At 66.9% G+C, this 26,747-nt stretch carries 28 protein-coding genes; 8 read left to right on the forward strand and 20 right to left on the reverse strand.

Annotation, left to right across the window (positions count from 1 at the left end; genetic code table 11):
- Nucleotides 1-16: 16 nt before the first annotated feature.
- From ACOGI8_RS11250 to ACOGI8_RS11265, 4 genes are all read right to left on the reverse strand, one after another.
- Nucleotides 17-235 (reverse strand): helix-turn-helix transcriptional regulator, encoded by a 219-nt coding sequence (locus ACOGI8_RS11250; protein WP_419853893.1) that lies wholly within the window; start codon nucleotides 233-235, stop codon nucleotides 17-19.
- Between the two features lie 14 nt (nucleotides 236-249).
- A complete protein-coding gene (locus tag ACOGI8_RS11255) occupies nucleotides 250-1,497 on the reverse strand; it encodes a HipA domain-containing protein (RefSeq protein WP_419853894.1) in 1,248 nt (415 codons plus the stop codon).
- Nucleotides 1,490-1,744, reverse strand: coding sequence for a helix-turn-helix domain-containing protein (locus ACOGI8_RS11260; protein ID WP_419853895.1), 255 nt, complete (start codon nucleotides 1,742-1,744; stop codon nucleotides 1,490-1,492). Before ACOGI8_RS11260 ends, ACOGI8_RS11255 begins: the two co-directional genes overlap by 8 nt.
- A 264-nt stretch (nucleotides 1,745-2,008) precedes the next feature.
- Nucleotides 2,009-2,869 carry a fibronectin type III domain-containing protein gene (locus tag ACOGI8_RS11265; protein ID WP_419853896.1) on the reverse strand — a complete coding sequence of 287 codons (861 nt, stop codon included), beginning with the start codon at nucleotides 2,867-2,869 and terminating at the stop codon, nucleotides 2,009-2,011.
- Between the two features lie 377 nt (nucleotides 2,870-3,246).
- Between ACOGI8_RS11265 and ACOGI8_RS11270 the strand changes: the two genes are divergently transcribed.
- The gene (locus ACOGI8_RS11270) at nucleotides 3,247-4,524 is read left to right on the forward strand and encodes an ATP-binding protein (RefSeq protein WP_419853897.1); all 1,278 of its coding nucleotides are present in this window, start codon (nucleotides 3,247-3,249) and stop codon (nucleotides 4,522-4,524) included.
- A 130-nt stretch (nucleotides 4,525-4,654) separates the two neighbouring features.
- On the opposite strand, the gene ACOGI8_RS11275 is transcribed toward ACOGI8_RS11270, so the two are convergent.
- Together ACOGI8_RS11275 and ACOGI8_RS11280 are read right to left on the reverse strand one after the other, a co-directional pair.
- Nucleotides 4,655-5,476 carry a fibronectin type III domain-containing protein gene (locus ACOGI8_RS11275; protein ID WP_419853898.1) on the reverse strand — a complete coding sequence of 274 codons (822 nt, stop codon included), beginning with the start codon at nucleotides 5,474-5,476 and terminating at the stop codon, nucleotides 4,655-4,657.
- Nucleotides 5,477-5,913: 437 nt separating this feature from the next.
- Entirely contained in the window at nucleotides 5,914-7,167 is a 1,254-nt protein-coding gene (locus ACOGI8_RS11280; protein ID WP_419853899.1) for a CaiB/BaiF CoA transferase family protein, read from the reverse strand.
- Between the two features lie 148 nt (nucleotides 7,168-7,315).
- Between ACOGI8_RS11280 and ACOGI8_RS11285 the strand changes: the two genes are divergently transcribed.
- Together ACOGI8_RS11285 and ACOGI8_RS11290 are read left to right on the forward strand one after the other, a co-directional pair.
- Nucleotides 7,316-8,176, forward strand: coding sequence for a crotonase/enoyl-CoA hydratase family protein (locus ACOGI8_RS11285; protein WP_419853900.1), 861 nt, complete (start codon nucleotides 7,316-7,318; stop codon nucleotides 8,174-8,176).
- A gap of 55 nt (nucleotides 8,177-8,231) precedes the next feature.
- Nucleotides 8,232-8,999, forward strand: a complete 768-nt coding sequence (locus ACOGI8_RS11290) for an N-acyl homoserine lactonase family protein (protein ID WP_419853901.1) — start codon at nucleotides 8,232-8,234, stop codon at nucleotides 8,997-8,999.
- Between the two features lie 23 nt (nucleotides 9,000-9,022).
- Here ACOGI8_RS11290 and ACOGI8_RS11295 read toward each other — a convergent pair whose 3' ends face one another.
- Nucleotides 9,023-9,433, reverse strand: a complete 411-nt coding sequence (locus tag ACOGI8_RS11295) for a hypothetical protein (RefSeq protein WP_419853902.1) — start codon at nucleotides 9,431-9,433, stop codon at nucleotides 9,023-9,025.
- Nucleotides 9,408-10,136, reverse strand: coding sequence for a DUF433 domain-containing protein (locus tag ACOGI8_RS11300; protein WP_419853903.1), 729 nt, complete (start codon nucleotides 10,134-10,136; stop codon nucleotides 9,408-9,410). The genes ACOGI8_RS11295 and ACOGI8_RS11300 overlap by 26 nt, the downstream gene beginning before the upstream one ends.
- 258 nt (nucleotides 10,137-10,394) lie before the next feature.
- On the opposite strand from ACOGI8_RS11300, the gene ACOGI8_RS11305 reads away from it, so the two are divergent.
- The gene (locus ACOGI8_RS11305) at nucleotides 10,395-10,649 is read left to right on the forward strand and encodes an antitoxin (protein ID WP_419853904.1); all 255 of its coding nucleotides are present in this window, start codon (nucleotides 10,395-10,397) and stop codon (nucleotides 10,647-10,649) included.
- Nucleotides 10,646-11,041 (forward strand): type II toxin-antitoxin system VapC family toxin, encoded by a 396-nt coding sequence (locus tag ACOGI8_RS11310; protein WP_419853905.1) that lies wholly within the window; start codon nucleotides 10,646-10,648, stop codon nucleotides 11,039-11,041. Before ACOGI8_RS11305 ends, ACOGI8_RS11310 begins: the two co-directional genes overlap by 4 nt.
- Here ACOGI8_RS11310 and ACOGI8_RS11315 read toward each other — a convergent pair.
- The 11 genes from ACOGI8_RS11315 to ACOGI8_RS11365 form a co-directional block, all read right to left on the reverse strand.
- The gene (locus ACOGI8_RS11315; RefSeq protein ID WP_419853906.1) at nucleotides 11,038-11,172 is read right to left on the reverse strand and encodes a hypothetical protein; all 135 of its coding nucleotides are present in this window, start codon (nucleotides 11,170-11,172) and stop codon (nucleotides 11,038-11,040) included. The two genes, ACOGI8_RS11310 and ACOGI8_RS11315, sit on opposite strands and share 4 nt — an antisense overlap.
- Nucleotides 11,169-12,485, reverse strand: a complete 1,317-nt coding sequence (locus tag ACOGI8_RS11320) for an ATP-binding protein (RefSeq protein ID WP_419853907.1) — start codon at nucleotides 12,483-12,485, stop codon at nucleotides 11,169-11,171. The genes ACOGI8_RS11315 and ACOGI8_RS11320 overlap by 4 nt, the downstream gene beginning before the upstream one ends.
- Nucleotides 12,486-12,642: 157 nt before the next feature.
- A complete protein-coding gene (locus ACOGI8_RS11325; RefSeq protein ID WP_419853908.1) occupies nucleotides 12,643-13,689 on the reverse strand; it encodes an amidohydrolase family protein in 1,047 nt (348 codons plus the stop codon).
- 1,468 nt (nucleotides 13,690-15,157) lie between these two features.
- Nucleotides 15,158-15,445 (reverse strand): HigA family addiction module antitoxin, encoded by a 288-nt coding sequence (locus ACOGI8_RS11330; protein WP_419853909.1) that lies wholly within the window; start codon nucleotides 15,443-15,445, stop codon nucleotides 15,158-15,160.
- Nucleotides 15,446-15,456: 11 nt separating this feature from the next.
- On the reverse strand, nucleotides 15,457-15,756 hold the full coding sequence (locus tag ACOGI8_RS11335; protein ID WP_419853910.1) for a type II toxin-antitoxin system RelE/ParE family toxin: 300 nt from the start codon (nucleotides 15,754-15,756) through the stop codon (nucleotides 15,457-15,459).
- A gap of 112 nt (nucleotides 15,757-15,868) precedes the next feature.
- Nucleotides 15,869-16,492: a hypothetical protein gene (locus ACOGI8_RS11340; RefSeq protein WP_419853911.1), complete on the reverse strand. Its 624-nt coding sequence runs from the start codon at nucleotides 16,490-16,492 to the stop codon at nucleotides 15,869-15,871.
- Nucleotides 16,493-16,852: 360 nt separating this feature from the next.
- Nucleotides 16,853-18,151 carry a HipA domain-containing protein gene (locus tag ACOGI8_RS11345; RefSeq protein WP_419853912.1) on the reverse strand — a complete coding sequence of 433 codons (1,299 nt, stop codon included), beginning with the start codon at nucleotides 18,149-18,151 and terminating at the stop codon, nucleotides 16,853-16,855.
- Nucleotides 18,148-18,429, reverse strand: a complete 282-nt coding sequence (locus tag ACOGI8_RS11350; RefSeq protein ID WP_419853913.1) for a helix-turn-helix transcriptional regulator — start codon at nucleotides 18,427-18,429, stop codon at nucleotides 18,148-18,150. Before ACOGI8_RS11350 ends, ACOGI8_RS11345 begins: the two co-directional genes overlap by 4 nt.
- A 135-nt stretch (nucleotides 18,430-18,564) precedes the next feature.
- Entirely contained in the window at nucleotides 18,565-18,873 is a 309-nt protein-coding gene (locus ACOGI8_RS11355) for a type II toxin-antitoxin system VapC family toxin (protein WP_419856403.1), read from the reverse strand.
- Nucleotides 18,874-20,053: 1,180 nt separating this feature from the next.
- Complete coding sequence (locus tag ACOGI8_RS11360) at nucleotides 20,054-20,473, reverse strand: hypothetical protein (RefSeq protein ID WP_419853914.1); 420 nt, start codon at nucleotides 20,471-20,473, stop codon at nucleotides 20,054-20,056.
- A 207-nt stretch (nucleotides 20,474-20,680) separates the two neighbouring features.
- A complete protein-coding gene (locus ACOGI8_RS11365) occupies nucleotides 20,681-22,039 on the reverse strand; it encodes a ferric reductase-like transmembrane domain-containing protein (protein WP_419853915.1) in 1,359 nt (452 codons plus the stop codon).
- A 168-nt stretch (nucleotides 22,040-22,207) separates the two neighbouring features.
- Here ACOGI8_RS11365 and ACOGI8_RS11370 point away from each other — a divergent pair, with 168 nt between their 5' ends.
- The 3 genes from ACOGI8_RS11370 (at nucleotide 22,208) to ACOGI8_RS11380 (ending at nucleotide 26,372) form a co-directional block, all read left to right on the forward strand.
- Nucleotides 22,208-23,005, forward strand: a complete 798-nt coding sequence (locus ACOGI8_RS11370; protein WP_419853916.1) for an RNA-binding domain-containing protein — start codon at nucleotides 22,208-22,210, stop codon at nucleotides 23,003-23,005.
- Nucleotides 23,006-23,040: 35 nt separating this feature from the next.
- Nucleotides 23,041-25,587 (forward strand): HAD-IC family P-type ATPase, encoded by a 2,547-nt coding sequence (locus tag ACOGI8_RS11375; protein ID WP_419853917.1) that lies wholly within the window; start codon nucleotides 23,041-23,043, stop codon nucleotides 25,585-25,587.
- Between the two features lie 200 nt (nucleotides 25,588-25,787).
- Nucleotides 25,788-26,372: a hypothetical protein gene (locus ACOGI8_RS11380; RefSeq protein WP_419853918.1), complete on the forward strand. Its 585-nt coding sequence runs from the start codon at nucleotides 25,788-25,790 to the stop codon at nucleotides 26,370-26,372.
- 153 nt (nucleotides 26,373-26,525) lie between these two features.
- Here the strand turns inward: ACOGI8_RS11380 and ACOGI8_RS11385 are convergent, their stop codons facing one another.
- On the reverse strand, nucleotides 26,526-26,726 hold the full coding sequence (locus ACOGI8_RS11385) for a hypothetical protein (protein WP_419853919.1): 201 nt from the start codon (nucleotides 26,724-26,726) through the stop codon (nucleotides 26,526-26,528).
- Nucleotides 26,727-26,747: the final 21 nt, after the last annotated feature.

Genomic DNA, 26,747 nt, shown 5'->3' on the forward strand with positions numbered 1-26,747 from the left:
GATCAAAGGCACCCGCCTACTGCGGGGAACGGAGGTCGAGCTGTGCGACCATTTCCAGCCCCAGCTCCTCCAATGCGATCAGCGCGGTGTTCATCGCTGTGCCATGGCGGCCCTGCTCAAGCCGGATCACCCACTGCCGTGTGGCGCCGATCCGGTCGGCGAGCTGCTGTTGGGTCATCGCCGCCGCACGCCGTTGTCGGCGTACCAGCGCACCGACGCCCGCGGCCGATGCCACCTGGTGGCTGCTGTTCACAGCACCGACCTCCGATCGCCCCGCACGACGCTCTCACAGAGGCGGTGAGCGGTCTCAGATGCCCATTCGGGACACTGCGCCGCTGCGTCTGTGAATGCATCGGGCAGCGCTTCGGCCATGCCCCAGAGCGCGTCGGCGGTGATGTCTATCCCGAGCCGTGCGGCAGTTCGCTCCCACTCCTGCGATGTGGTGGGAGTCGGCCCGTCGAAGCGCATTGCTGGGGGCCTCGGCTCGCCGTCGGCGCCCACGTACGGGGTCAGCGAGTTCAAGTCGTAGAGGGGGGCCAGCCGAGGGCGTGGCCCGTCGAACAGCAGGCCGTAGTTCTTGGAGTGGCCGTCGGTGTTGCCGATCAGCCAGTTGTAGAACACCGACAGAAAGAACTGGCGCGCCCCGTCGCGGCTTGTCTCGTGCTCCAGCATGTCAATAATGGCCTCGGGGGTGGGACCGCCATCTTCTTGGTACTTCAGATCTGAAGCGATCCCCAGCGCCTGACACAGATCCTCAAAATGGGAGCGACGCACCTCGTCTCGGTGTGCCGCCCGGTCAAAGCGCTCCGCTACCAGGCATATCTCGTCTTCGAACGCTTCCAGCGATGTGCGTGCCGCGTCCAGTCCCAACGCCGAAGCCGCTGCCTGGCACAGATGCTCGTTCACCGCGATCGAGTCCCGCAGCGCCGGGTTGAGATGCCCGCGCTGCGGCTTCACAATGTGGGTGGTAGCAAGCGAGCCGGTGGGCAGATGCCACCCGTCGTCGCTGTACCTCAACGCCATCTTGGGCTGAGCGCCCGGCAGAGACAGCCGAAGTTCGCCCATCCCTGCTGCCGGGTCGCCTTCGGCGTCTCGCGAAATGAGACGCAAGAGCGACGCCAGATCGGCGTCGGTGAGCTGTGCCAAGGTTTCCATCTGCGGGTCAGGCAGGTCCGGTTGCGGATAGAACTGCACCGCCCCGGCGCACTCGAGTCCCGCTTGGGTGCACAGCAGGTCAAACGGTGCTGTCGACGCTGCACCCAGCTCCCGCGCCCACCGCGTTCGCGTTCGCGGATTCTCCGGCAGCAGTCCGTCTATCCAGTCGGAGACGTCGTACCTCTCTCGCGGGTCAATCGGCAGCGACAGCGACAGCGGCGTAGCAGCCGGGCTGAGGTGGGCTTCGTAATGGAGATGCACGGCCCCGCGCCGCAATTGCACGAGGCTTCCGACTGCCTCGCCGTACAAGAACACATAGAGATCTCGTGTCGCTCTAGCCATGCTCAACCGTTCCTCGATGGGCTTCGGCTGGTCGCACAGCGATGCCGGCGCCGAGTGCGGACAAGGCGGCCATCACATCGCCCAGAGACGCTTCGCAGCGCCCGCTTTCGAACTTGGAGACCCACTGCTGGGATCGTCCCACGGCCTCTGCCAACTGGGCCTGGTTCCAGCCACGGTGCCGGCGCAGATAGCGCACGCAACGGCGAACGCTCCCGGGCGTAGAGAGAACGACAACCTCGTATGTCATACAAAATAGTATAACAAATTTACGCTTCTCGTTGACAATTTGCTCGTTGCGCTGGTGCGTCAGAATGCCGGCGACAACGTGGCCAAGCGGGGTGCCGGGGCGGGTATGTCGCTGCTGTGCGGCCTAGCCGCGCTGCTGTTCGGCGTGATGCTCTAGCGCCTGCGCTCACCCACCCTGGCGAACAGCTCGCTGCAACGCCGCCCGACAGCAACGCCGGGCCGCTCCCCGTGGATCGCCGAACAGCCCGGCGAAGCCGTCAGCGTTCTAGAAGCAGTAGACGTCGTGGGTACCGTCGCCGTTGCCCGAGACGATGCAGTGGCCGACGGGATTCGGGTTCTCGGGGGTTTTGGGGACCAAGTGCGCGGGGACGACGATTGTGTAGGTCCCCGCAAACTGTTCGTCTTGGCAGGGTTGGCCGCTGCGCTGGGTGTTGTCTTGCTGGGGCTGGGCCTCAGGCTGATCGGGTTCGACTTCCGGGATCGCAGGTTTCGCGGGTTCCTCGATCTCCTCGACCTCCAACTGCTGCGGCTGGGCCTCCGGCTCCTCGACTTCCTCGACCTCCAACTGCTGCGGCCGCGGCTGCTCGACTTCCTCGATCTGCTGCGGCTGCTGCGGCTGCGCTTCTGGCTCCTCGTACGCCTCGACCTCGAACTGCTGCTGTGCTGGCTGCGGCTCTCGGACTTCCTCGACCTCAAACTGCGGCTGCGGCTGCGGCTGCGGCTGCGGCGGCTGCGGCTGGTGGGGCTGTGCTTGCGGCTGGGGCCGCTGCCATGTCGTCGTCAGCTTGCCGCTCGTGCCTGCGCTGTTGCGGGCGCGGACCCACACCGTGTAGGTGTCGCAGTGCTTGACCTCGCGGAACGTCGCCGTCAGCGTGTCTGCGGGGACGGTCTCGCGCATGGGCTGGCCGCAGTCGGGCTTCACCTTGACGTTGTAGCGAGTCGGGGTGCTGCCGGTCGCGGCTGTCTGCCAACTCACGGTGAGGCTGTCCCCGGCCGCGTCCACCTGCAGCCCGGTAGGCGGCGCGGGCGGCAGCTCAACCGGTTGCTGAGCACCGACTGACGCAGGCGCCAGCAACAGCAACAGCGCCGCCACCGCAGCCACTGCGGCTATGCGTCGGCGAATCACGCCGACACAACGGGAAGGGCTAGCCTGCCCCCCCCCCCCCGGCAATAGGCCTTCCCAGAAGCTTCATTACGATCTCCGATTTGTTCGTGAACTCTCGTGGGCCGCCCGCTAACGCACGCAGCCGGCCCACCGGTCGCCACAAGCTACAAGACGCACACGGCCGCGCGGCACATCCCAAACGCAGCTATTCCTTCGACGGCCAGCAGGGCGAGCCGGCCCTCGCAATGCAAGCAGCTGAATGTCTGCATCGAAGCCCGCTCGCCCTTGCCGGCTCGGATGCCTGGTCCCCAAACAGTGTATCCGACACTCCCTTTTTGATGCATTGTGCTGGCCATAAATGATGTATCAGTTTGTCTTCGTTGAGTACAATCGATCTTGTGACCGACACCGGGCTCGATGCTCCGACGACGGGATACGTCCGGCGCGTCGTCGATGCAGAGATCGAGTCGGCGCTGCGCGCACTGCCTGCTGTCGTACTTGACGGCCCTCGCGCATGCGGCAAGACCTCGACAGGACGTGAGCACGCTCGCAGCGAGGTCCTCTTCGCTGGGAATGCGGGGGCTCGAATTGCGGCCGACGTGGATCCGGTGGGGCTGCTCACCGGCCCAGAGCCACGTCTGCTCGACGAGTGGCAGCTCGCACCCGAGATCTGGAATCAGATGCGGGCCGCGGCCGACGACGGTCGGCGACCTGGGCGCTTCATCTTGACCGGTTCCGCAGTTCCGGCCGACGACGTCACCCGCCACACTGGGGCCGGTCGCATCAAGCGGGTTCGCATGCGCCCGATGTCGCTGTTCGAGACGGGATTGTCGACTGGAGAAGTCGGCCTCAACAGCCTTTTTGAGAGCCCAGTCGGGTATGTCGAGCAATCACCGGTCAACTTGGCAGATTTGGTGGAGACAGCGTGCCGGGGAGGATGGCCGGCGAGCATCGGCCTCGACGTCGTGGCTGCGCAGGCATACGCGACGTCCTATCTCGACGAAGTCTGCCGTGCCGACATCCCGCAGCTCGGCGCATCCCGCAGCCCGGTCCGTCTCAGGCGCCTGCTGCGGTCCTTGGCGCGCAACACCGCCAGTGAGGTCTCCCAGCGCACGCTCGCGACCGATGTCGGCGGCGAGATGCCGCTCGACCCGCGGACCGTGGCGGCATACCTCGACGCGCTCGCTCGCGTGTATGTCACCGAGGACCTTCCGGCGTGGTCCACAGCCTTGCGCTCAAGGGCAAGTCTGCGACAGACACCGAAGCGTCACTTGGCCGACCCATCGCTTGCCGCAGCGGCCCTCGATGCCGGCCCGGCGCAACTGCTCGGCGATCTCGAGACTTTCGGTTTGCTGTTCGAATCGCTCGTGATTCGGGATCTTCGGGTCTATGCGCAGGCGTTCGGTGGTCAGCTTGCGCACTACCGCGACAGCAACGGTCTTGAGGTGGACGCAATTGTCGAACGGCGAGACGGATCGTGGCTGGCCATCGAGATCAAGCTGGGAGGAGAGTCCGCAATTGCGCACGCGGCGCGGACCTTGCTCAAGCTGCGTAACACGGTAGATACGGCCTCTGCAGGATCACCGGATGCACTCGCCGTCATCACCGCGGTCGGAAACGGCTACCGGCGACGCGACGGCGTCGCGGTCATACCCGTCACCGCCCTCGGCCCCTAGCTGCATCGATTCCCTCACCGCGCGACGGCGAGATGCATCAACCGTCTCATGGCGCGAGTCTCGCGCGAACGCGACAACGCCGGGCCGCTCCCCGTGGATCGAGGAACAGCCCGGCGAAGCCGTCAGCGTTCTATTGGGGACGGCAGTTGTAGAACCGCCAGAGCGAGACTTGCTTGCCTGTCTGTGGATGATAAACGCGACCGCCTTCACCGGCGTCCACGCAGATGGGGTCGGGTGGGTAGTTGGGGTACCACTTGATCGCTTGAGTCCGTGAGCCAGCGCGTACCGAGGCATCGTACAGTCGCCTGTATTCCTCAGACCCGAAACACGGGGTGCGGTACCAGCCTCCGGTGTTGCTGCTTGAGGCACGAAAGTGGGTGTGTCGATTGAGCACAATCGCATAGCAGCCGTCGCCGTGGTTGCCGCTTTCCTCGGCGTACTCGCAGTCGCTCGGGTTCTGGAAGCAGCGCAGCACCTCAGCAAGGTCTGGATCGTTGCTCGCGTCGGCGATGGGCACGCAGCCGGATTCTGACGGCGAGGAGCAGCGCATCAGCACCGGCTGGTCGGCTGGGCCGGCTTCCGTGACCGGCTCGACGTCCAGTCCTTGGGCTTGGGGCCGCTGCCATGTCGTCGCGAGCTTGTCGCTGCTGCCTGCGCTGTGCTGGGCCTTGACCCACACCTTGTAGGTGTCGCAGTGCTTGACCCTGCCGAACGTCACCGTGAGCGTGTCCGCGGCAACGGTCTTGGTCTTGCGCGCGCCGCAGTCAGGGTTGACGCGCACCTTGTAGCCGGTCGGCGTGGTGCCGGTCGTGGCTGCCTGCCAACTCACGGTGATGCCGTCGCCTGCAGCGTCCACCAGCAGCCCGGTAGGCGGCTCGGGCGGCGACTCGACCGGCTCGGCAGCACCGGCTGACGCTGTCGGCACCAGCGACAGCGCTGCGACCGCAGCCACCGCAGCTATGCGCCGGCGAATCCCGCCGACACAACGGGAAGGGCTAGCCTGCCCCCCCCCCCCCGGCAATAGGCCTTCCCAGAAGCTTCATTGCAATCTCCGAATTTCTCGAATTTCTTGGTGAGCTCTCGTGAGCCGACCGCGAACGCACGCAGCCAGCCCATCGGCCACAGCACTCTAGGGCACACCCACCACCGCACGGCACACCCCAAACACAGCGACCCAGAGCGGCTGCGCATAGCGGGTCTTCGGAAGACGCGGTGCGCCTCGGCATCGCACCGTCCCCCAAACCCGGCCTGTCACGCGAACCCGCCCTCTTTCCATAGAACGCACCGCAACGCCTGTGCGGGCGGCACCCTGAGCCGGCAAGTGCAACCTGTTCCTGCCGAGCGCGCAGCGGCAACTCGGTCGCGGCGCCTGCCGTCGGTGGGCGGGCGCTACCAGACGGCGTTGGCGATCTTGAGCTCGAGGATCTGCTCGTCGTCGTAGCCGAGCTCGGCCAAGATCTCGTCGGTGTGCTCGCCGTAGTCAGCGGTGCTGCCTCGCATGCCGCGGAACTCGTCGACGTCGAACATGGACGGCGGGCCGATGAAGCCGTCGTCGAAGGTCACGAGGTACTCGTTGGCCAGGATGTCTTCGTTGCGGGCGACGTCTTCGACGCGGTTCACCGGCGACACCCATGCACCGGAGCCCCGGATGGCCCGCCACCACCGGTCCGTCGTGTCGGTTCGCATGTGTTCGGCGAACAGCGGGGTGAATTCGTCACGGTTGGCCACTAGGTCCTCGAAGGTGGCGAATCGGGGATCGTCGAGCCACGATTCGATGCCGACAGCGCGGGCCAGCCCCTGCCACTGCGGATCCTGCAGGGCGGCGATCGCGATCCAGCCGTCGGCGGTCTCGTACACCGTGAACAGGGGGTTCCACGCTCCCGAGACGTCGAAGCGATCCATGCGCTGGCCGACATTCGCGGCAACACCCACGGCTTGGCTGGTGAGCCACAGCAGCGCCTGCGTCTGCGACGTGCCCACCACGCAGCCTCGGCCCGTGCCCGCTCGCTTGATCAGGCCGGCCATCACGCCCGAGGCCATGTTGGTGCCGGTCAGGATGTCGCTCAGCGCACCCGGCGGGTACGTCGGCACATCCGAATCCGAGATTGCGTCCATGAACCCGGCGTGAGCCATGCCCACCGTGTCCTGGCACATGTCGTCGGCCAGTTCGCCCCGCATCCCGAATCCCCCGCCCCGGCAGTACACCAGCCGGGGGTTGATCCCGAGCAGCGTGTCGGGGTCGGCCCCGAAGCGCTCGAGGCCGTCGGCTCGCATGTTCGAGATGAACGCATCGGCTTGGCCGATCAGGCGCTCGAAGACGGGGCGTCCCGCCTCCGATGCGACATCGAGCACCAAGGATCGCTTGTTGCGGTTCACCGAGCCGTAGAGCCACTCCTGGCCTCGCTCGTCGAAGGTCACCCCGAACAGGCTCGTGAAGTTGCGCATGTAATCGGCCTGGCCGACCTGTTCGATCTTGATGACATCGGCACCGAGGGAGGCCAGGGTGAGCCCGCTCGTGGGCCCTTGCACGTACATCGTCATCTCGACGACGCGGATGCCGGCAAGCGGCGCTTCGGCAGCTACGTCGGCGGCAGTCGCAGCAGGCGGCTCGGCGGCGGGCTCACTGGCAGGCTCGGCGGGCATCGCGGGCGACAGTAGCGCCGGGCTCGCTGCTGTCACGCAGGCAGCCCGCAGCCGGCCCGATGCCAGCTCGCCCGGCGAGACCGCCGTTGCGCTTGACTATGGCGGACTGTCTTACGAGCGGACAGTCCTGCGACGAGGGGAATGAACGATGAGCGAGTCCGAGTACACCTGCTTCGACGTGGAAGTGCGCGATCACGTCGCCCACTTGGTCTTGAAGCGGCCCGAGAAGGCCAACTCGATGATCCTGGAGTTCTGGAAGGAACTGCCCGAGATCACCGAAGGGATCACCTCTGGGTCCGACGCCAGGGTCGTCGTGCTGTCGGCGATCGGCAGGCACTTCAGCTCGGGCATGGACCTCTCCGTGTTCGGCGACTTCGGTGAGCCGACCAGCGGCGTGGGCGGCGGGCAGAGCAGCCGGACACGTGCGCAGATCCGCAACACAGCACTGCGCGCGCAGCAGACCTTCAATGCCCTCGAGCAGAGCCGGCTGCCGGTCATCGCGGCCATCCAGGGCGCATGCGTCGGCGGCGGCGTCGACATGGTGTCGGCCTGCGACCTGCGCTACGCCACACAGGACGCGTTCTTCACGATCCAGGAGATCAACATCGGCATGACCGCCGATGTGGGAACGCTGCAGCGCATGCCCAAGCTGGTGCCTGAGGGCGTGGTGCGCGAACTGGCCTTTACCGGCCGTCGTATGGATGCTGAAGAGGCGCTCGACCGCGGCTTTGTGAACGCCGTCTACGACGACCACGACTCGATGATGGAAGCGGTCGGCGACATTGCGGCACAGATTGCCGCGAAGAGCCCGATGGCGATCTGGGGCACCAAGCAGTCGATGAACTTCAGCCGCGATCACTCGGTGGCCGACGGGCTGGAGTACATCGCCACGTGGAACGCGGCGATGTTCGACACCGACGACATGGGCGAGGCCTTCCAGGCCCAGATGGAGCGCCGTGATCCCGACTTCCCCGATCACCGCCCCATGGGCAAGGGCTTCGGCGCCTGATAAGGCGCGCAGGAGATACGGCGCCGGACAGGGCGCGCAGGAGGTACTGAGCCTGATGAGCCTCTCACTCGTCCCGCTTGAGTGCGGCTGGCTGTCCACTCCCACCGCGTCGGTGATCAAGGATGCGCCCGGCAACGTGCGGCTGCCCATCCCGAGCTGGCTGGTGCGCCACCCCAGCGGCCAGACGCTGGTGTTCGACACGGGCATGCACCCCCAGGTGCAGGAAGGCGTGGGCGCGCGCTACCCGCGGCTGGCCAAGCAATTCACAGCGGACTACTCCGCGGAAGACGAGGTATCGGCCCGGCTCGAGAGCGTCGACGTGGATCCGGCCGAGCTGACGTTCGTCATCTTCAGCCACCTGCACTTCGATCACTGCGGCGGCACCGAGCTGCTGCCCAATGCGCGGCTGATCTGCCAGCGGGCCGAGTGGGAGTCGGGGCATCACCCCAAGCTCATCGAGTACGAGGTGTACAAGCCCGAGGATTTCGACCTCGGGCATGATCTCTTGCTCATCGAAGGCGAGCACGACGTGTTCGGTGACGGCTCGGTCACGTGCATTCCCACGCCGGGCCACACCGCAGGCCACCAGTCACTGCGGGTGGAGCTCGACAGCGGTCCGGTGGTGCTCACCGGCGACTGCATCTACTGGCAGGACGTGCTCGACCGGATGCTGTTGCCGCCCTTCGGCTACGACCACGACATGCAGCTCGAGTCGATGCGTCACCTCAAGTCACTGCGCGACGAGGGTGGCTGCCACCTGCTGTACGGGCACGACGAGACCCAGTGGGCCACCCTGCCCCACGAAGGGATCGGCCTGACCTAGCCCGCTGCGCGGCTCCTGAGCAGCTACATCGGGAGCCGCTGCAGGCGAATTCCGTTGGCCTGCACGTGGTAGAAGAACGGCCCCGGTCGAATGCATGCTGCACGAATAGCGGCCAAGTTGTCGAGAAAGCGATCTGCCATCGCCTGCACCTTCAAGCCCTGGGACGGATGCAGGCAGAAGCAGCGAACACCGTGCAGATTGACGGCCCATCCCTCGCGTGTGCGAACCCGCCTGTCCTTCATGAAGGCGATCCAGTCGCGTTGTGCCACGAGTTCGAGCCAAGTCTCATCTGCCACGTCTTCGTCAGCGGGCACGCCGTAATGCTCGGCCAGCGTGACCACGCGCAGTCCGGCAGAGCGAAGCCGATCCGGGACACCCTTGCGCCCCAGGCTTCGGTCCAAGAAGATGTCAGGCAGCCCAGCTGGATGTGACACGCAGGAAATCCCAGAGATGCTCTTCAGGCATCCCGTATTCCTCGCTCACCGTTCGCGCCGATTCGCCCGCATCAAGCAGGCTCATGGCGTCGATGACGCGGGCACCGCCGCGGGCGAAGATCGGCGCACCGGCAGCCCGCTTCGGGTCAGCAACGATCACGCCGCTTTCGAAAGGCGGAATGCGAATCCGCTCGGCAAACCCATCGGTCGCATAGTCGATGCGCTCGAGGTAGTCGGAGATGACCTCTGCGAACACCCCTTGGCCATTCCTGACGACCACGAGCTCCATAGCCGCATGACCCACCTCGGTGTCGCAGAATCGATCGCCGTAGTCGAAGAGAATCTCAGCACCGTCGGTGTAGAGCCTCCGCGACGCCAAGGCGTATTCGACCCCGAGCTCCTGGATGAGTGTCTCCAGCGCAGGTCGCACCCGTTGCAGTGGCACACCCCGACGGCGAACGGCAGCGACGACGAGCGCTTCAGCAGTCCCGATGAACGGGATCGAGGGCGTTCCACGCGAACCTGCCTTCAACGATGTGATGATCGGTTCGCCGATGACCGGGCGACCGTCGCGAGGTCGGCGGCGATAGCCCTTCACCCATGTACCCATGGTCGAGGCGGGGACATCGACAATCTGGGCCGCCTCGGCGATCGTGTACAGCGGCCGCTGGGTCCGCAGCTGCCACGACGACACTTCCGACATCAGAATGCGCCTTACTGTCAGTCTCTCACTCCCCGAGATTAGCGGCGCGGCGATTGAACGCCAGGCTCATCGGTCAGCACTCACGGGCGGGTCGACGCCGTAGAGGCGGCGGCGTAGCCCGACCGTCGGGATTCACGTTCAACATCGACAAGTCCTCATGACCCCACGGCGCACCGCCCAAGGAACCTCAGTGTCGATTCGCGTCAGCATCGGCATGAGTCAAATCTCGTCCGTTGGTAGTCGGATATACTCATCGTTGTGTCGAAGCGACTGCAAGTTCTGGTGCCCGAGGACGAATACGCAGAGATCCAAGGGGCCGCACGAGCGTCTCGACTGACGGTCGCAGAGTGGGTTCGTCAGGCGATGCGCGAGGCTCGAAGCGATCAGCACCCATCGGCTGATGCGATCGGCATGAAGCTGCGAGCCGTGGCCGCAGCGTCGAACCACGAGTTCCCGACGGCAGACATCGACGACATGCTGCGCGACATCGATGCCGGTCGTGGCACCCCATGATCTTTGTGGACTCCAACATCCCGATGTATCTCGTCGGCGCGGCGCACCCGAACAAGGACCGGACAGTCGCCATGCTCACACGCCTGGTGCAATCCGGCGAAGCACTGGTCACCGACGTCGAGGTGTACCAAGAAATCCTCCACCGGTACGTCGCCATCGACCGGCTCGATGCCATAGACCCCGCCTTCGCGGCCCTCGACGGCATCATCGACGACGTCCTGGCCTTCGGCGTGGCCGAGGTGCGTGCTGCCCGTGCACTGGTGGAGAACACCGCCGGCCTCTCAGCGCGTGACGCCCTTCATGCAGCGGTGATGGCGAACGCGGGCGTGAAGCGAATCTTCAGCTTCGACAGCGGCTTCGACGCTGTCGCAGGGCTGGAACGCCTGCGTTAGCCCCGCTCCGGCGAGACACAGCCCAGCTCCCCGGTGTGCGCCGGTGCCTCTTGCGCGGCATTGCCCAGCGTCAAGTCGGCAATGCCGACGATTCTCACCGAGGCCGTGACCGCGTCCGCGGCGCCTGTCATGGGCCGAGAGCGGTGATCGAGACCACCGACACTCCCTCGGGATGCTCGTAGGAATAGCCCCCCGCGGTCACCACCACGAGCCGGGCGGGCTCACCGGTGCGCTCCGCGTCGACGCGGTCTCGCAGCCGCTTCAGTGTTCGAACGGCCCCCTCGACGGCGGCCTCGCCGCCGAGTTTGATCTCCACCGCGATCCAGCGGCCGTCGGCGCGCCGGACGATGGCGTCCACCTCGAGCCCGTCGCTGTCTCGGTAGTGCGACACCTCGCAGCCGGCGGCCTGGCCGTACACCCGCAGATCGCGCACGACCAGCGACTCGAACAGCAGCCCCGCGCACTTGAGATCCGACATCACTGCTTCGGGCATGAGTCCGAGCGCAGCCGCAGCGAGGGAAGGGTCGGCAAAGTGGCGCTTGGGCGCCTTGCGCAATGCTGAGCGCGAGGTGATGTGGGGCCTCCAGGCGGGAAGGTCCTCTGCCACGTACAAGCGTGCCAGGGCAGCCATGTACGACGAGACCGTCTTGCGGTCGACCGTGGGATCGTCGCCTGCGGTGTCCGACGCCAATGTGGCGAAGCTTGCCTCGGTCGCGACGTTGCGAGCCACCGACTCCAGCAGCCTGCGAACCCCAGCGGGATTGCGGGCCACGCCGTCCACCCGGGACACGTCGGTGCGGCTGATCTCGTCGAGGTATCCCCTCAGCACGCGCAACGCCGAGGCTGGGTCGGCGTCGCTGTTCACCAGAGCGGGCCATCCGCCCCGGCAGACGAGCGCCATGATGTCTCCCAGGTGACGGCCCGAGTCCGGGGCCGCGCACCGCCCCGGCCCGAACAGCGCTTCCAGAGACACGCCGCCGTCAGACTCGCCCGACTCGAACAGGCTCATGGGACGCATGCGGACTCTCAGCACCCGCCCCGCTCCTGAGTGCCGTGTGACGTCATCTGGCGGGTCCGCAGAGCCGGTGAGGATGAACTGGCCGGGACGCCCCCGGTCGTCGCAGGCGCGTCGCATCGGGTTCCATATGTCGGGCGCGAGCTGCCACTCGTCGAGCAGCAGCGGCGGCGGCCCGTCCAGCAGCACTGCTGCATCGAGGCTGGCTGCCAGCCGCGCCCGGACCGAAGCGTCGATCAGCACTTCGCCGGCCGCGAACCGGCGGCCTGTCCACGTTTTGCCGCACGCCCTCGGCCCCTCGATCAGCACCGCCGGCGAAGCGCGCAGGGCGTCGCTCATCTCGCTGTCCACCACCCTCGGCAGGTATGCGCCCGGGTCCGGCCCGCCGGCCGGCCGCCCTGCCAACGGCGGTGCATGGTCGCTCCCCATGGCACCAGCCTAAGCAGATGCCCCACAACTTGGGGGCATGATGGCCTATATATGGGGGCGTTGCACCCCTATTTATGGGGCATCAACGCCAATCAGCCGGTGTGCAGCTGAGCGGGCGGTTTGGCCGGCGGCGCACAGACGGGCTCGTCGGTCAGCGCTATGCGGGCGGGTCGACTCGGTAGAAGCGGCGCGCTGTGCCGGCGAACAGGTCGGCACGCTCGGCGGCGGTGTAGCCCGCTTGATCGCAGATGCGCTGGAAGGCGTTGAACAGCACGGTGTACGAGCAGCCCTGCTTGTCGACCGGGAAGTTGCTCTCGAACATGGCCCGGTCAGGGCCGAAGGTCTCGATGCAGTGGCGGATGTCGTCGCTCCAGGTGGCCGCGACGTGCTCCGACGACGGCGCCTGCGGCAGCCGCTTGAAGCCCACGCCATAGATGCTCATGCCGATCCCGCCGACCTTGACGGTGACCTGCGGGTGGCGGGCGAGCGCTTCGAGCGCCGGGCGGAGGGCGGCGCGCACCTCATCCCGGCGATCCGCATAGGGGCCGATGCCGAGCGGGCCGCCGAGGTGGTCGAGCACGACGGGCGTGTCGGGCACGGCGTGCGCGAGGTCGACCAGTTCGCTGACCTGGGTGTGGAACATCCAGCCGTCGAAGCTGAAGCCCATCCGGCCCAGCGTCGCGTAGCCGGCCCGGAAGTCCGGGTCGGCGAGCAGCTCGGGCGGCGGCTTGGTGTGGCTCTCGCGGATCTGGTCGCTGCCGTCCCAGGCATTGGCGTGGCGGATGCCGCGGAAGAGCCCCTCGCCGGCCTCGTCGTGCGCCGCCAGCACCTCCTCGACGGCATTGCCCAGCGTCAGGTCGGCGAAGCTGACGATGGCCGAGATGGTCGCGCCGTCGGCTTCAGCAGAGATCGCCGCCTGCTCGCGCACGAACTCCGTCTCGCCCACCGGGCGCATGTGCTCAGGCCCGCTCGTGTAGTAGCCCGCAGCGCACTCCACGAACACGGTCTGGGTGACGTTGTGGCCAGCGCCCGTGTCTTCGTGCAGTTCGGGCACTAGGTACGTGCCTGCCGGAAAGTCCCACAGGTGATGATGCGGATCGACGATCTCCTCGTCGGCGTCGATCGGCTGTTCAACGGTGGCTGCCAGCCACGCGTCCTTGTCGTCGGCCACTGCCACTCCCCCTTGATCGAACCTGTACAGCAACGCGCGGCACTGTAGGCGGCACAGACGCACGAGGCAGTTGTCGCCGAAGCAGCAAACCGGCAGTGCGTGACGAACTCAGACGCAGTCCCAGGATTCGGCGGGTTCGAAGCCGTCAGAGGTGATCTGCCACAGCGACGGTGTCGCGGGGCCGCTCACTCATCGGACGCCGCATCACGACGGAGTGGCCCCGATCTACTCGCCGGCCATCTCCGGCCCCCGCATCCCGCGTGGCCGCAGCCTCCGCAGAACCCGCCCGAGTCGCACTCGCAAGGGACAGGGCTGCGGCGGGTCGCTCATGGCTAATGCCCGCCCGCGTGGCGGTGGAACCTGCCGTCAGGGTGCGAGTGCCAATCGCCGAAGCCCTTCGCCTTATCGGCCGCGCTTGACGGGGCAGTCGCCGGAGGCCGGGCGACCGGGTCCCCGGTCGGGCGCACCGCTTGGCCCGGCGCCGGGTGACGGTAGCGCCAATCCGGATGCCGGTGATAGACGCCGTCCCCGTGGCAATGCCACAAGCCCTTCTCGGCGCTTTCTGCCTGAACGGCTTGCTTGGCAACCGATAGGCCTTCCAGGTTTGGCGAGCCGCACGCGCCCGAGCGGCCGGCCGGTTTCCGCGCGTCCTCGGCCGCTATGTCCTCGTAGGGCCTGTACAGGGTGATCTCTGCCGTATGGTCCGACGACCAGGCGTTACCCTCCTGCGCCCAAATGCCTTGCCCCTCTCGGAGCGTGTACTTGCTCGTCCCGCCGTTTGGACCTCTGTTTACTACCAACTGCCAGCCCTTGACCGCATCCTGCGGCAGCGGGGGGATAGTCCAAATTTGGAACGCGCTGTTACCGGCGGCCGCTGATTGCACCCTGTAGGTCCTGCTTCCGATTCTGAAGGTGAGGGTCGTCAAGTGCTCAGCGCATCTGGTGGTGCCGCTTTGAGTGCAGCCGAACGACCCGCCTGTTACTCGCTGGGGTGTCAGCGTGGCGGACCAAACTTCCTCCGCGCCGTACGGGGTCTGGGCGACGGCCGGGCTCGATGCGGCCAAGACAGCGGCAACCGGCGCGGCCAGCAGCAGCGCGACCAGGCGCAGGCGGGCACCACGGCGAGCTAGTGCTCTACCCCCCCCCCCCCGCAGAATCGGCGCGCCCGCGCGCCAAAGACGCCGCTGCGAACCCCGAAGCGCTGTGTACGGTCCTGGCGGGCATGTGCACCTCCTGAGCGAGAGTCGCGCCGCACATTAGCCGACCGGCCGCGCCGCAGCACAAAGCAGGCGAGGACGCTCGACCCGCCGGCCGGTGAGGCTGGGCCGGTGAGGTTCGGCCGCTGACGCATCGGCCTTTGGGTCCGGCGGCATCGAGCCGACGCTCATCAAACCATCGTCGCCTACAGTGCCGCGCACGACATCGCCGGACGCGCTGCCGGCTTCTGCCAGCCAGTCACCGCCTGGTGGAACACGCCCTCGGTCACGATGCATCAGTCGTGTCAGGCGACTTCAATGAGGGGCTCGATGGCGCTCACGTCGGTTTTGGCGCGAGCAACATCCAAGTCGTATATGCGCTGAAGGTTCAGCCAGAACTCAGGAGTCATGCCGAGGGCTCGGCCGATTCGCAGCGCCGTATCCGCCGTGATCGACCTCCGGCAGTGGACGATGTCATGGATGCGAACCTGGGGAACTCCCACCGCCTTGGCCAGGCGGTACTGGGTAATGCCCGACTCCTCCATGATCTCCGTCAGATGTTCTCCGGGGTGGATTGGCTCGGTGGCAGTCATACGTGTTCTCCTCAGTGGTAGTCGATGACTTCGATGTTCATGGCACCTTGGTCCGTCCAGACGAAGCACACGCGCCACTGGTCGTTGATGCGGATGCTGTATTGGCCCTTGCGATCGCCCCGGAGGGCTTCGAGTCGGTGGGACGGCGGTACCCGAAGATCAGAGAGAGCCGCAGCCGCCACCACTCGCTGCAACCTCATCCGGGCTCGCCGTTGGATGTCAATGGGCAATCGTCGAACCGTCTGCCCGGCGAAGAGGCGCTCGGCGTCGCTGTTCCTGAAGCGCTTCACCGGAGGCAACCATAACGTCATTCATTACTAACGTCAATGGTGCGCAATATTGGATTGTGGTTCCAGCGGGTTCCCAAGCACGCTTCGAAAGGGGGTTGTACGGGATGGCGCCGGAAGGGCTGCGCCCAATCGCTCAGCCGTGGCGGTGGAACCTGCCGTCAGGGTGCGAGTGCCAGTTGCCGAAGCCTTCGGTCTTGATAGCCGGAGCACCCGTTTTCTGTTGCGTATATGCGCCTGACGGGGCAGTCGCAGGAGGAGGCGGGACGGGGTTGGGGTCCGGGGTCGGGCGCACCGTTTGGCCGGGGGCCGGGTGACGGTAGCGCCAATCCGGGTGCCGGTGATAGACGCCGTCGCCGTGGCAATGCCACAAGCCCTGCTCGGCGCTTTCTGCCTGAACGGCTTGCTTGGCAGCCGATAGGCCTTCCAGGTTTGGCGAGCCGCACGCGCCCGAGCGGCTGGCCCCTTTCCGCGCGTCCTCGGCCGCTACGTCCTCATAGGGCCTGTACAGCGTGAGCTTCACCGATTCGCCCGCCGTGAACGGGTAACCCGACACCGACACGATGATGCTCACAGACTCGGCGCGCGCCGTGTACGTGCTCAGCCCGCGAGATGGGCCTCTGTTTATCGCCAGTTGCCAGCCCGCGACCCGACCCCACGGCAGGGCGGGCCTGGTCGTTATCACCAACGCGCTGGTACCGCCCGTCACCGCTACCACCGTGTAGGTCGTGGTCCCGATCTGGAAGGTGGGGTCAGTCAAATGCGCAGCGCATCGATTGGCGCCGCTGTTGTCACAGCCACGCGTAACCCCGTCTGCACGTGTCTGGACCGTCAGCGTGGCGGACCAAGCTTCCTCCCCGCCATCGGGGACGGTCTGGGCGACGGCCGGGCTCGATGCAGCCAACACCGCCGCAGCCAGCGCGGCCAGCAGCAGCGCGACCAGGCGCAGGCGGACGCCACGGCGAGCTAGTGCTCTACCCCCCCCCCCCCCGCAGAATCGGCGCGCCCGCGCGCCACAGGCGCCGCTGCGAACCCCGAAGCGTTGTGTACGGTCCTGGCGGGCATGTGCACCTCCTGAGCGAGAGTCGCCTCGCACATTAGCCGACCGGCCGGGCCGCTGTTAACGACTCCGACTGGGTGCGGCGCCACCGGCGAGTACCTCTTGGCATGTCGCAGTCCTGCCGGTCATCACGCCATGCAAGGCATCGACGACGTCGACTTCTCGGAGGTGGGCCGGCAAGGACGCAGCAGCGTCGATGACCGCTTTGGGGATCGCTTCGGACAGTTCTTCAGCTCGTTCAATCGTCTCGCGCTTGGGAAGCCGCAGCGACTCGGCGCATGCTTCCCACTCCTGTCGGCCCATGTCGCGTGCGTCGAACGAGTCGCCGCACTTCATCGCCATCTGGATGTACCTGCGCTCTTCCTCGCTCTTCCACGGCGCTTCGCTGCAAACGTCGTACAGCGGACACAGCGACACATCGCTGCCCTCCAGCCGGAGGCTGTAGTTCTTGGAGTGAGCGTCGCCGGCGAGCAGCACCCAGTTGGCGATCAGCGCATCCCGGAATGCCCGCACGCATCTGTCGCCGTCGTAGGTCTCATCCCAGAGAATGCGGGCGATCCGGGCGGGCGACGGGCCGCCGGCCCATTGCTGCCTCATGTGGGAAGGCACCCCTGCCGCTTGGCACAGGTCTTCTTGATGGACTCGGCGCAGGCGGCCGTCGTCACCGGGCTCTCTGTCGAACCTGGTCACACAGATCGCTCTCGCCGAGCCGAATTCCACGATCTCCGTGTCAGCGGCATCGATGCCGACTGCGCTGAGGGCGCTCATGCAGATGTGCTCGATGATGTCGTTGCCGGTCCAGCCGGGGCTGGAGATCTTCAAGATGTGCGTTGACGGCTCGTCGCCGAAGGGGAGTTCCCATCGCCCGTCTGGCATCCGCCGCAGGGCGATCTTCGTTTGCGCTCCCGACAGGCTGAACGACAGCGGCCGGCCCATTGCGGCGGCCCATGCGTCAGCGCCGCGTCGCAAGGAGAGCAGCCCATGCTCGATGTCTTGCTCTGACAGAAGATCGGCGCCGCTGTTCCTGCCGATGTCGCCGTCTCCGAGCGCGTAGAACTGGACGGCCCCCGCGCAGTCCATCCCGATGGGCGTGCACAGGAGGTCCACCGGATGCTGGCCGGCTGCGCCGTACTGCCGACCGATGAACTGGCGAAGATCAAGCGAGGGAGGCAGGAGTCCGTCAAGCCAGTCCGTCACATGGTGCTCGCGTCGGTCCAGAGGGAAGGCGAGGGAGAGCGGCGTCGGGTCGTACCTCGCCAGGTGCGATTCGTCGTACCGCAGCACGGCGCCTTGCCGCCTCGTCTTGGACACCTGCCCCGCAACTCGGCCGTGCAGCACCACCACCGCTTCGGCACTCACTCCGCATCCTCCAGGTGCGCACATGAGCGATCTGATGGCTCTGCGGCACGCCGAGGCCGGATGACCAGTTCGTGATCGAGCGAGCGGAGAATCCGGATGACGTTGGTGCTGCCTACCGATCGGTTGCCCGTCTCAAGGTCGCGCACACACAAGCGCGACACTCCCGATGCCTGCGCGAGCTGCTCCTGCGTCATCTCGCGTTCTTTCCGAAGGCGCCTGACGGCTCGCCCCAACCGCGCCCGGTTCGTGATGCCGGTGAGGTAGGCGGCAGGATGCATGATATTTTATCCTTTTGCCCCGACATGACTGATGCAATACAAATCATACATTCGAATGAGTCTCAGCTATGACGACGCGCCCTTCAATACTTGGGACTTCGGCAGTTTGACGCTGAACCGCAGTGTTGTGCGGGGCTAGCGCAGCCGCTCCAACCCTCTGACAGTGTCGAAGCCGCTGTCGAAGCTGAAGATGCGTGTCACGCCCGCATTCGCCATCACCGCTGCGTGAAGGGCGTCACGCGCCGAGAGGCCGGCGGTGTTCTCCACCAGCGCACGGGCAGCACGCACCTCGGCCACGCCGAAGGCCAGGACGTCGTCGAGAATGGCGTCCAAGGCCGCGAAGGCGGGGTCTATGGCATCGAGCCGGTCGATGGCGACGTACCGGCGCAGGATTTCTTTGGGGGGGGGGTTGTACGGGATGGTGCCGAACGGGATGCGCCCAATCGCCTACCCGTGACGGTGGAACCTGCCGTCAGGGTGCGTATGCCAATCGCCGAAGCCTTTCGCCTTATCGGCCGCGCTTGACGGTTCAGTCGCCGGAGCAGGGGCGACCGGGTTCGGGTCCGGGGTCGTGCGCACCGCTTGGCCCGGGGCCGGGTGACGGTAGCTCCACTCCGGCCCGTGCTGGTGGTAGACGGCGTCGCCGTGGCAATGCCAGTGGGCGCCAGCGTCTACGGCTCCGGGGCACGCGCTGGCCGACCGGGTGGCCCCATTCTGCGCTTGCTCGGCCACTACTTCCTCGTAGGGCCTGCGCAGCGTGAAGGTTACCGTTTGGCCCGCTCGCAACAATGGGTAGTTATTGAAAACCGCAATATTGTCGAGCCCATAGAGGTCGTCGATTTCTACCTTGTACGTTCGCGTCCCTTGCTGTTCGTCTCCGGCCACTGTCAATTCCCAAGTTCCGTGTAACCGACTTGGGAAGCTGGGTTCAGCGTAAATGGCCAAAGCTTGGTTGTCCGTGGTGATGTCCGTCACCCTATGGGTCGTGCTCCCGATTCTGATCGTGGTGTCCGTAAGTAGCAAAGAGCATCTGGTAGCGATGACGGTGTCACTACAGCCGGTGTAATGGGCGTCGATTTGCAAGACGCTCAGGGTGGCAGACCAGACTACCTCCGAGCCATCCGAGGGCCCGGTCTGGGCCGCGACCGGGCTCGATGCGGCCAAGACCGCGGCCAAGATTGCGGCAACCAGCGCGACCAGGGGTAGGCGGACGCCACGGCGAGCTAGTGCTCTACCCCCCCCCCCCCCGCAGAATGGGCGCGCCCGCGCGCCAAAGGCGCCGCTGCGAACCCCGAAGCGTTGTGTACGGTCCTGGCGGGCATGTGCACCTCCTGAGCGAGAGTCGCCTCGCACATTAGCCGACCGGCCGCGCCGCAGCACACAGCAGGACACCACGACAACCACAAGCATCCAGCCCCCCACGCCCGCAGCGCCGCACACCAGCGAGACGCTCGACCCGCCGCCGGCCGCACAACGAGACGAGAACCCGGACCCCAGCGCTGCGAGACTCCGCACCCCACACGAGCAGTCCCAAGAGCCCAGCAGGCGACCCAAGGAGGACGCAGCCCGCGCCAAGAGCGCGACCGGGTGACGGGCCGGGACGCGCGTGCCGAGAGGGGCGTCGTCAGTCGGCGGGCTGGGGCTGGGCCGCTCGGGCGCCGGCGGTGATGAACGCCCCTGCGGCGCCCGCTGCGGCCTCGGCGGACATGCCGATCCCCAGATAGCCCTCGATACGCGACAGACGCTCGCCGTTCGCCGCCACCTCGGTGCGCAGCGCCCCGATCTCCTCACGCAGCACGCCGATCTCCTCGCGCATCTCGCCGCGCAGCGCCCCGATCTCCTCGCGCATCTCAGTACGCAGCGTGGCGATCTCGGTGCGCATCTCGCTGCGCAGCGCGGCCACGGTGCGCTGCTGGTTCCACACGATGGCCAGAACAGCCACGGCGACGGTGACGATCTGTGCGATCACCATTGCGCCGAGATCTTCCACATCGTCAACATACCACGGCACCATAGCCGCCTGGCCCACGAAATACAAAGACATCTATCGATAATTATTCAAACAGCACACACATCGCCGGTGGGGCGGATCGCTATGCGAGGGTCGCCAGCACCTCGTCGGTGTGCTCGCCGCGGTCGGCGGTGCTGCCACGCACACCGCGGAACTCGTCGACGTCGAACATGGACGGCGGGCCGATGAAGCCGTCGTCGAAGGCCGATGCGTCAGCGGCTGAATCTCACCAGCCCAGCCTCACCGGCTGGTGCTGTCGCGCGGCAGGCCGGGGAGGTCGGGGCCGAGCCCTTGGCGGAAGTCGAAGTCTTCGGTCTCGACTGATGCGGCGCCCAGCTTCCGGCTGGCCTTCTCGGCTGAGACGATCAGGCTCTTGGGGCCGCAGAGCGCAACATGGCCGCCCTTGAGACCCCCGGGTCCGAAGTGCTCGGCGAGCGTCGAGCGGGTGAACCGCTGCCCGTCGGCAGACGCGATGATGCACAGCTCGATCTTGCCGTCGCGGTGGGCTTGGTCGAGCAGTTCGATGCCCATGGCGTCCTGCCGGCTGCGCACGCAGTAGAACAGCACCGGAGGATCGGGCGAATCGGCCGGCAGCACAGTGGAGTTGGACAGGAACGGGGTGATCCCCACGCCGCCAGCCACCCAGACGGTGGGGCCGCCTTCCTTGAGAGCCTCGAAGGTGCCGTAGGGGCCTTCTACGAGCACTTCGACTCCGGTGAGATCGGCGTCATAGAGCTTCGCCGTCCAGTCGCCGAGCCGACGGATGAAAAAACGCAGATGCCCCGACCGGGGCGGTGCCGCCACCGTGAACACATGCGGTTCGGACAGGCCCTGCTTCTGCACCTTGATGACCGCGAACTGCCCAGGCCGGTAGTCGAGTTCCTTGCCCATCGGCTCAAGCACCAGGTCGGTGGCGGTGCCGACCCGGGCGGCAGACACGACCCGGTAACGCAGCCCCCGCCGGAACATGTCGCGCACGATGACCCGATAGGCGAACGCGACAAGCCCCGCAGCCATGATCACGTTCAGGTACGTGCCCCACCCCGACCAGTTCTGATAGGGCTTTTCCACGGTGTAGATGTGCCAGGCCGCGAAGACATAGACGACACCGAACAGCTTGTGCGTGAGCCGCCACCAGCGGTAAGGCATCCATCTCAAGATGCTGAGCACGAACAGCGCAATGCCCATGATCAGCGCGGCGCTGGCCAGCGCAAGGCCGGTGTCCGACGCCGAGCGGGACAGTTCGAGAAACCCGTCTGCGACCTCGGCGGAACCGGCGTGGAACAGCATCATCGGGATCGACAGCGCACCGGCCCAGCGGTGCACGCGATAGGCGCTGTCGAGACCGCCGAAGATGGGTTCGATTAACGGGATGCGAACCGCCAGGACGAAGCTCCACGCCATCAGCGTCATCGACGCCGCGCCGATCGTGAGGCCGGAGACCGATGCGGTGCCCTGCGGACCCGATCCGCCCGATACCGCGATCATCGACACGAACGTCGTCACTAGCACCAGCAACGGGCCGATCCAGCCGCGGTGGGGCCGCAGGATGCGCACGCTGGGGATCTTCAGCCGCCAGTCGTGACGGCGACCGAGCATGCGTCGGAGCCGCGGCGGCCGAGGACGATCCCCAAGTCGCGACGCCGGACACATAGGGCAGCGAAAGTAACATGGGCCTGATGCGATGCAGAGTCGCGTTGGCACCGTGAGTGCTGCAGTGAGCCTCACCGCCAGCGGTCGCGGCGACGCCGTCGGCGGCCACCGCTGATGTCGGGCGGGCTGGGCTGGATCGGGCTGCTGTTCGGCGGCCTCGTGCTGGGGTCGGTAGCCCGTCTCGTGCTGTGGAAGCGGATCTCGCTGTCGTGGGCTGCGACCATCCTGGTCGGGATCGTCGGCGCGGGCGTGGGCACCACGCTGCTGTCGGTGTTCCGGGGCAGCGGGGCGTTCGAGTTCACCCTGCTGTCGGCGGCGTCGGCCCTCGGGGGCTCGATCGGGGTGCTCGCGATCTACGCGCTGGTGGCCTCGCGGCTGGGCGGCCAATCGGCCACGCCGGTCGAGGACATCATCGAGGCGGGCGAGTCAGATCGGGTGGAATTCAAGCAGACAGCGCGCCACAACATCCACACCGGCGGCCGAGACCCCAAGGTCGAATTCGCCGTGGCCAAGACTGTCGCCGGTTTTCTCAACAGCAGCGGCGGGACGCTGCTGATCGGCGTCAGCGACGACGCCGAGCCGGTCGGGCTCGACGCCGACCTCGGGCACATGAAGCAGCCCGATCTCGACCGTTACCAGCTCTGGCTGACCGACATGCTCGAATCCGCGCTGGGAAGCTCGGTGCTGGCGTCGGTCACGGTCTCGTTTCCCAGATGCGGCCCTCACCGTGTCGCCCGCATCGACGTCCGCCCGCACGCCCGGGCGGTGTTCGCCAACCCGTCGGGCGGCCAGCGATCAGCCGATTTCTACGTTCGCACCGGCAACTCCACCCGGCTCCTGCTCACCGACGAGGCCATGGCCTACGCCGCTGCCCGCTGGCGGTGGTGGCGCCAGGTCATCCGCCGAACCTGAGGAAACCGCCCGCGCACGTGTCCAGCAACCCCGTCATGGCTGATGCCCGCACCGGTCTCACCGAAGCCGACGTGCGCGAGCGCACAGCAGCGGGCAGCACCAACGCGGCGGCGACCGCGCACACCACTCGCAGCATCAAAGACATCCTCGTCGCCAACACGCTCAATTCCGTCAACATCGTCCTGCTGGTGCTGGGAACCGCGCTGGTCGCGATGGGACGCACACGCGACGGCGTCATCAACCTGAGCTTCATCATCGCCATCGTGGCCATCGGCAGCTTTCAGGAGATCCGCGCCAAGCGCCGGCTCGATCGCATCGCCATCCTCTCCACGCCGACGGTCACCGTGCGCCGCGACGGGCGCGATGTGCACATCAGCCCCGCCGGCGTCGTGCTCGACGACATCGTGGTCGTCGGCCCCGGCGAGCAGATCGTCGCGGACGGCATGCTGATCGAGGGCGGACCGGTCACGATGAACGAGTCGCTGCTGACCGGCGAGTCCGAGCCGGTCGCCAAGCGGATCGGCGACGAGCTCCACTCGGGCACGTTCTGCATCAGCGGCACCGCGTCGGCGCTCACCACACGGGTCGGCAACGACTCGCTGGCGACTTCGCTCACCGCGGCGGCGCAGGGGTCGACCGCTGCCAAGACCCCGCTCCAGCGCCTCGTCGACGACGTGCTGCGGGTGCTCATCACCGCCGCCGCCTTCTTCGGCCTGCTCTTCGTCGCCCAGGGCATCGTCTCGGAGACCTCGGCGGTGCGCGTGGTCGAGACCGCCACAGTGACCGCCGCCATCGTGCCCGTCGGCCTGTTCTTGATCTTCGTCGTCACCTATTCGATGAGCGCCGCCCGGCTCACCCGCCATGACCTGCTCGTGCAGCAGCTCAACGCGCTGGAGTCGATCAGCCATGTCGATGTGGTGTGCTCGGACAAGACCGGCACGCTCACCGCCAACCGGCTGCAGCTCGCCGCCATGGAGCCCGTCGGTGAGCAGACGGGCTCAGGGCAGGCCGCAGGGCAGGCCGCCGATGACGGCCGCTCTCGGGAGGCCGTGGCCGAGGTGCTCGGCACGTTCGCGAACAGCGTCACCAGCGCCAACGCGACCACCGGTGCGCTGCGTGCAGCATTTCCCGGTCGGATCGAGGCACTGGCCGACGAGGTTCCCTTCGAGTCGGCCAACCGCTGGAGCGCGGCGTCCTTCGGCGGCGCCTCCTACGTGCTGGGCGCCCCCGAAGCGCTCGAGCCGCACATGCCCGCCGGCTTCGAGGGGCGCGACACCATCGACCAGTGGACCGCGGCCGGTCACCGTGTGCTGCTTTTCGCCGCCGGCCACGGCACCGACGCGCTGCACGACCATGAGGGCCGACCGGCGCTGCCCCCGCTCGAGCCGCTCGCCCTGGTGGGGTTCGCTGACGAGCTGCGTGACGACGCCCGCGAGACCGTCAGCGGGCTGCTCGACGATGGCGTCGCCCTCAAGATCATCTCCGGCGACAGCCCCGACACGGTCGCGGCACTGGCTCGCCAGGTGGGCCTGCCAGAAGATCTCGCCGTTGTCTCGGGCCCCGAACTCGACGAGCTCGACGAGAGCGAGTTCGCCGCGGCAGCCCGCCGAGCCGATGTCTTCGGCCGCATCGCCCCGCACCAGAAAGAGCGCCTCGTCACCGCCCTGCGAGACGGCGGCAGCTACGTCGCCATGATCGGCGACGGCGTCAACGACACGCTCGCACTCACCGCCGCAGATGTGGGCATCGCCATGGAGTCCGGCAGCAGCGCAGCCAGGGGCACCGCCGACCTCGTCCTGCTCAACGACTCGTTCGCCGCCGTCAGGCCCGCCATCACCGAGGGGCGTCGCATTGTCTCAGGCATGCGCGACATCCTGCGGCTCACCGTCGCCCGCTCCGCGACGCTCGGGATGGTCGCCGTGGCCATGATGATCGTCAACCAGGTGTTCCCGTTCTCCGCAGGCGCCCAGACCATCTACGGCCTCATCACCATCACCATCCCTACCGTCGGGCTTGCGCTGTGGGCACGGCCGGAGCGAGCCCGCACCGTCGACGCCGCGGAGCTCACACGCTTCGTGATGCCCGTGGCCTTGGTGAACCTCTTCTACGGCGGCACCGTGTTCGTCGCGACCTACTACATCACCAGGCACGGCCTGCAGCTCTTCGACGGCCGCTTCGACAGCATCGTCGGCTTCGCCCTCGGCGCCGACCAGGCAAGCGCACCGGAAGTCGCCGCCATCCTCGGCCGCACCACCCTGGTCGTGTTTCTCATCCTCACGGGGCTGCTGACCATCCTGTTCCTGCAGCCCCCCATTCGCTTCTTCACCGCCCCAGGCCAGCCCCTCCACGCCGACTGGCGGCCCGCCGCGCTCGTCGTCGCCAGCGTCGCCTTGCTCGTAGCGATCATGACCACCGGGCTGCGCTCCTGGCTGGAGCTCGCCCAGATCCCCGGATGGGGCTACGCCGCCCTCGCCGCTGCGGTCGTGGCGTGGACGCTCACGCTGCGCGCCGTGCTACGCCGCACAGTCCCCCTGATCAGCCACTGGCGCCGCACCCCACACGACCACCCCACACCGACGTAGCCATCACGACCAAGGCCGGGGCCGCGCGCGAAGTGCCCTACGCGAACTCCGAAGCCCGAGGCATCCTCACCACATAACCTCACCCCGCCGTCGGCACCGGTATGTGGTTGCCCTGCGAGCACGACTCCACGTGGCCGTACATCGCAGGCTGAACTGGCCCAGCCTGCATTCCCAGCAGCGAGGAACAGCGAGCCACTCCAATGACGAGACTCAGCGATGGCAAACCGATCCACGGCGACTTGGTTGCTGTCATCGACGAGTCATCGCCGGAAGCCGGCGGCGGCATCTACTACATCGTCGCTGCCGTCGTGATCTTCGACTGGCCGGATGTTCGCGAACGCGTAGAGAACGTCGTCGGCGGACGGACCTCGCATTTTCACTACCGCAGCGAGGGTCGTGAGGCGATCGGACGGATGGCAGCCGTGCTGGAAGAGTCGGGCGCGTTGGCATCGGTGCTGTGGCGTTCAGTAGGGCGGCGCCACCAGGTTGAAGCGCGCCGGGACCTGCTCGCTGTGCATGCTCGCCAGTTGGCCAGCGACGGTGTCTCGCACTTGATCATCGAGTCCGGCGATGAAGCGACCGATCAACGCGACCAAGACACCCTGCTGGACACCTTCGCCGCCAGCGGTGTCCCGTTCAGCTACGACTGGCGGTCGAAGTCTGAGCCGTTGCTGTGGACCGCCGACGCCGCTTGCGGCATCGCCTCTGAGTTCCTGCTGGGCAGCGAAAGCGAACACTTCGATCGACTCGCCGACGCGGGGACCATCGAGGTGACGAACGGCTGACCAGACATGCGAAAGCCCCGGCTCCCGCCCTAGTCGACTCGCCTTGCGGCAAGTCCTCGGGCCGGCACTCCGGGACTCACGTCTTCCCTCCAGAACAGCACTGAAGGGCCTCATCAATATAGGCCACTCGGGTTCAGAGGTCAACACCTGCCCTCAGAAGACCATCTGCGTGACCATTGCGACGCTGCGCTCGCCATCGGGGCGCTGGCCGCCGACGCATGCCGCCAGTGGGGCGTTTCCGAAGGGCTGCTCGACACCTGGGATGAACGCGTCCGGGCCTGCAACGAAGCGCTCGCCGGACCGATCCGCCAACGCGATGCGCCCGGGCGCGGCCTCGGCCTCGGCCTGTGACACTCGGCGAGGCTGCGGACCCTC

The organism is Candidatus Poriferisodalis sp. (assembly GCF_965204195.1).
Lineage (GTDB): Bacteria > Actinomycetota > Acidimicrobiia > Acidimicrobiales > Poriferisodalaceae > Poriferisodalis.

Coding starts and splice junctions, on each gene's coding strand:
- ACOGI8_RS11350 (WP_419853913.1), bottom strand. CDS start 18,429: ATGCATCCTGCCGCCTACCTCACCGGCATCACGAACCGGGCGCGGTTG.
- ACOGI8_RS11315 (WP_419853906.1), bottom strand. CDS start 11,172: ATGACAGGCGCCGCGGACGCGGTCACGGCCTCGGTGAGAATCGTCGGC.
- ACOGI8_RS11335 (WP_419853910.1), bottom strand. CDS start 15,756: ATGACGTTATGGTTGCCTCCGGTGAAGCGCTTCAGGAACAGCGACGCC.
- ACOGI8_RS11365 (WP_419853915.1), bottom strand. CDS start 22,039: ATGCTCGGTCGCCGTCACGACTGGCGGCTGAAGATCCCCAGCGTGCGC.
- ACOGI8_RS11375 (WP_419853917.1), top strand. CDS start 23,041: ATGGCTGATGCCCGCACCGGTCTCACCGAAGCCGACGTGCGCGAGCGC.
- ACOGI8_RS11260 (WP_419853895.1), bottom strand. CDS start 1,744: ATGACATACGAGGTTGTCGTTCTCTCTACGCCCGGGAGCGTTCGCCGT.
- ACOGI8_RS11310 (WP_419853905.1), top strand. CDS start 10,646: ATGATCTTTGTGGACTCCAACATCCCGATGTATCTCGTCGGCGCGGCG.
- ACOGI8_RS11290 (WP_419853901.1), top strand. CDS start 8,232: ATGAGCCTCTCACTCGTCCCGCTTGAGTGCGGCTGGCTGTCCACTCCC.
- ACOGI8_RS11380 (WP_419853918.1), top strand. CDS start 25,788: ATGACGAGACTCAGCGATGGCAAACCGATCCACGGCGACTTGGTTGCT.
- ACOGI8_RS11320 (WP_419853907.1), bottom strand. CDS start 12,485: ATGGGGAGCGACCATGCACCGCCGTTGGCAGGGCGGCCGGCCGGCGGG.
- ACOGI8_RS11285 (WP_419853900.1), top strand. CDS start 7,316: ATGAGCGAGTCCGAGTACACCTGCTTCGACGTGGAAGTGCGCGATCAC.
- ACOGI8_RS11360 (WP_419853914.1), bottom strand. CDS start 20,473: ATGTCTTTGTATTTCGTGGGCCAGGCGGCTATGGTGCCGTGGTATGTT.
- ACOGI8_RS11370 (WP_419853916.1), top strand. CDS start 22,208: ATGTCGGGCGGGCTGGGCTGGATCGGGCTGCTGTTCGGCGGCCTCGTG.
- ACOGI8_RS11280 (WP_419853899.1), bottom strand. CDS start 7,167: ATGCCCGCCGAGCCTGCCAGTGAGCCCGCCGCCGAGCCGCCTGCTGCG.
- ACOGI8_RS11255 (WP_419853894.1), bottom strand. CDS start 1,497: ATGGCTAGAGCGACACGAGATCTCTATGTGTTCTTGTACGGCGAGGCA.
- ACOGI8_RS11300 (WP_419853903.1), bottom strand. CDS start 10,136: ATGTCGGAAGTGTCGTCGTGGCAGCTGCGGACCCAGCGGCCGCTGTAC.
- ACOGI8_RS11330 (WP_419853909.1), bottom strand. CDS start 15,445: ATGACTGCCACCGAGCCAATCCACCCCGGAGAACATCTGACGGAGATC.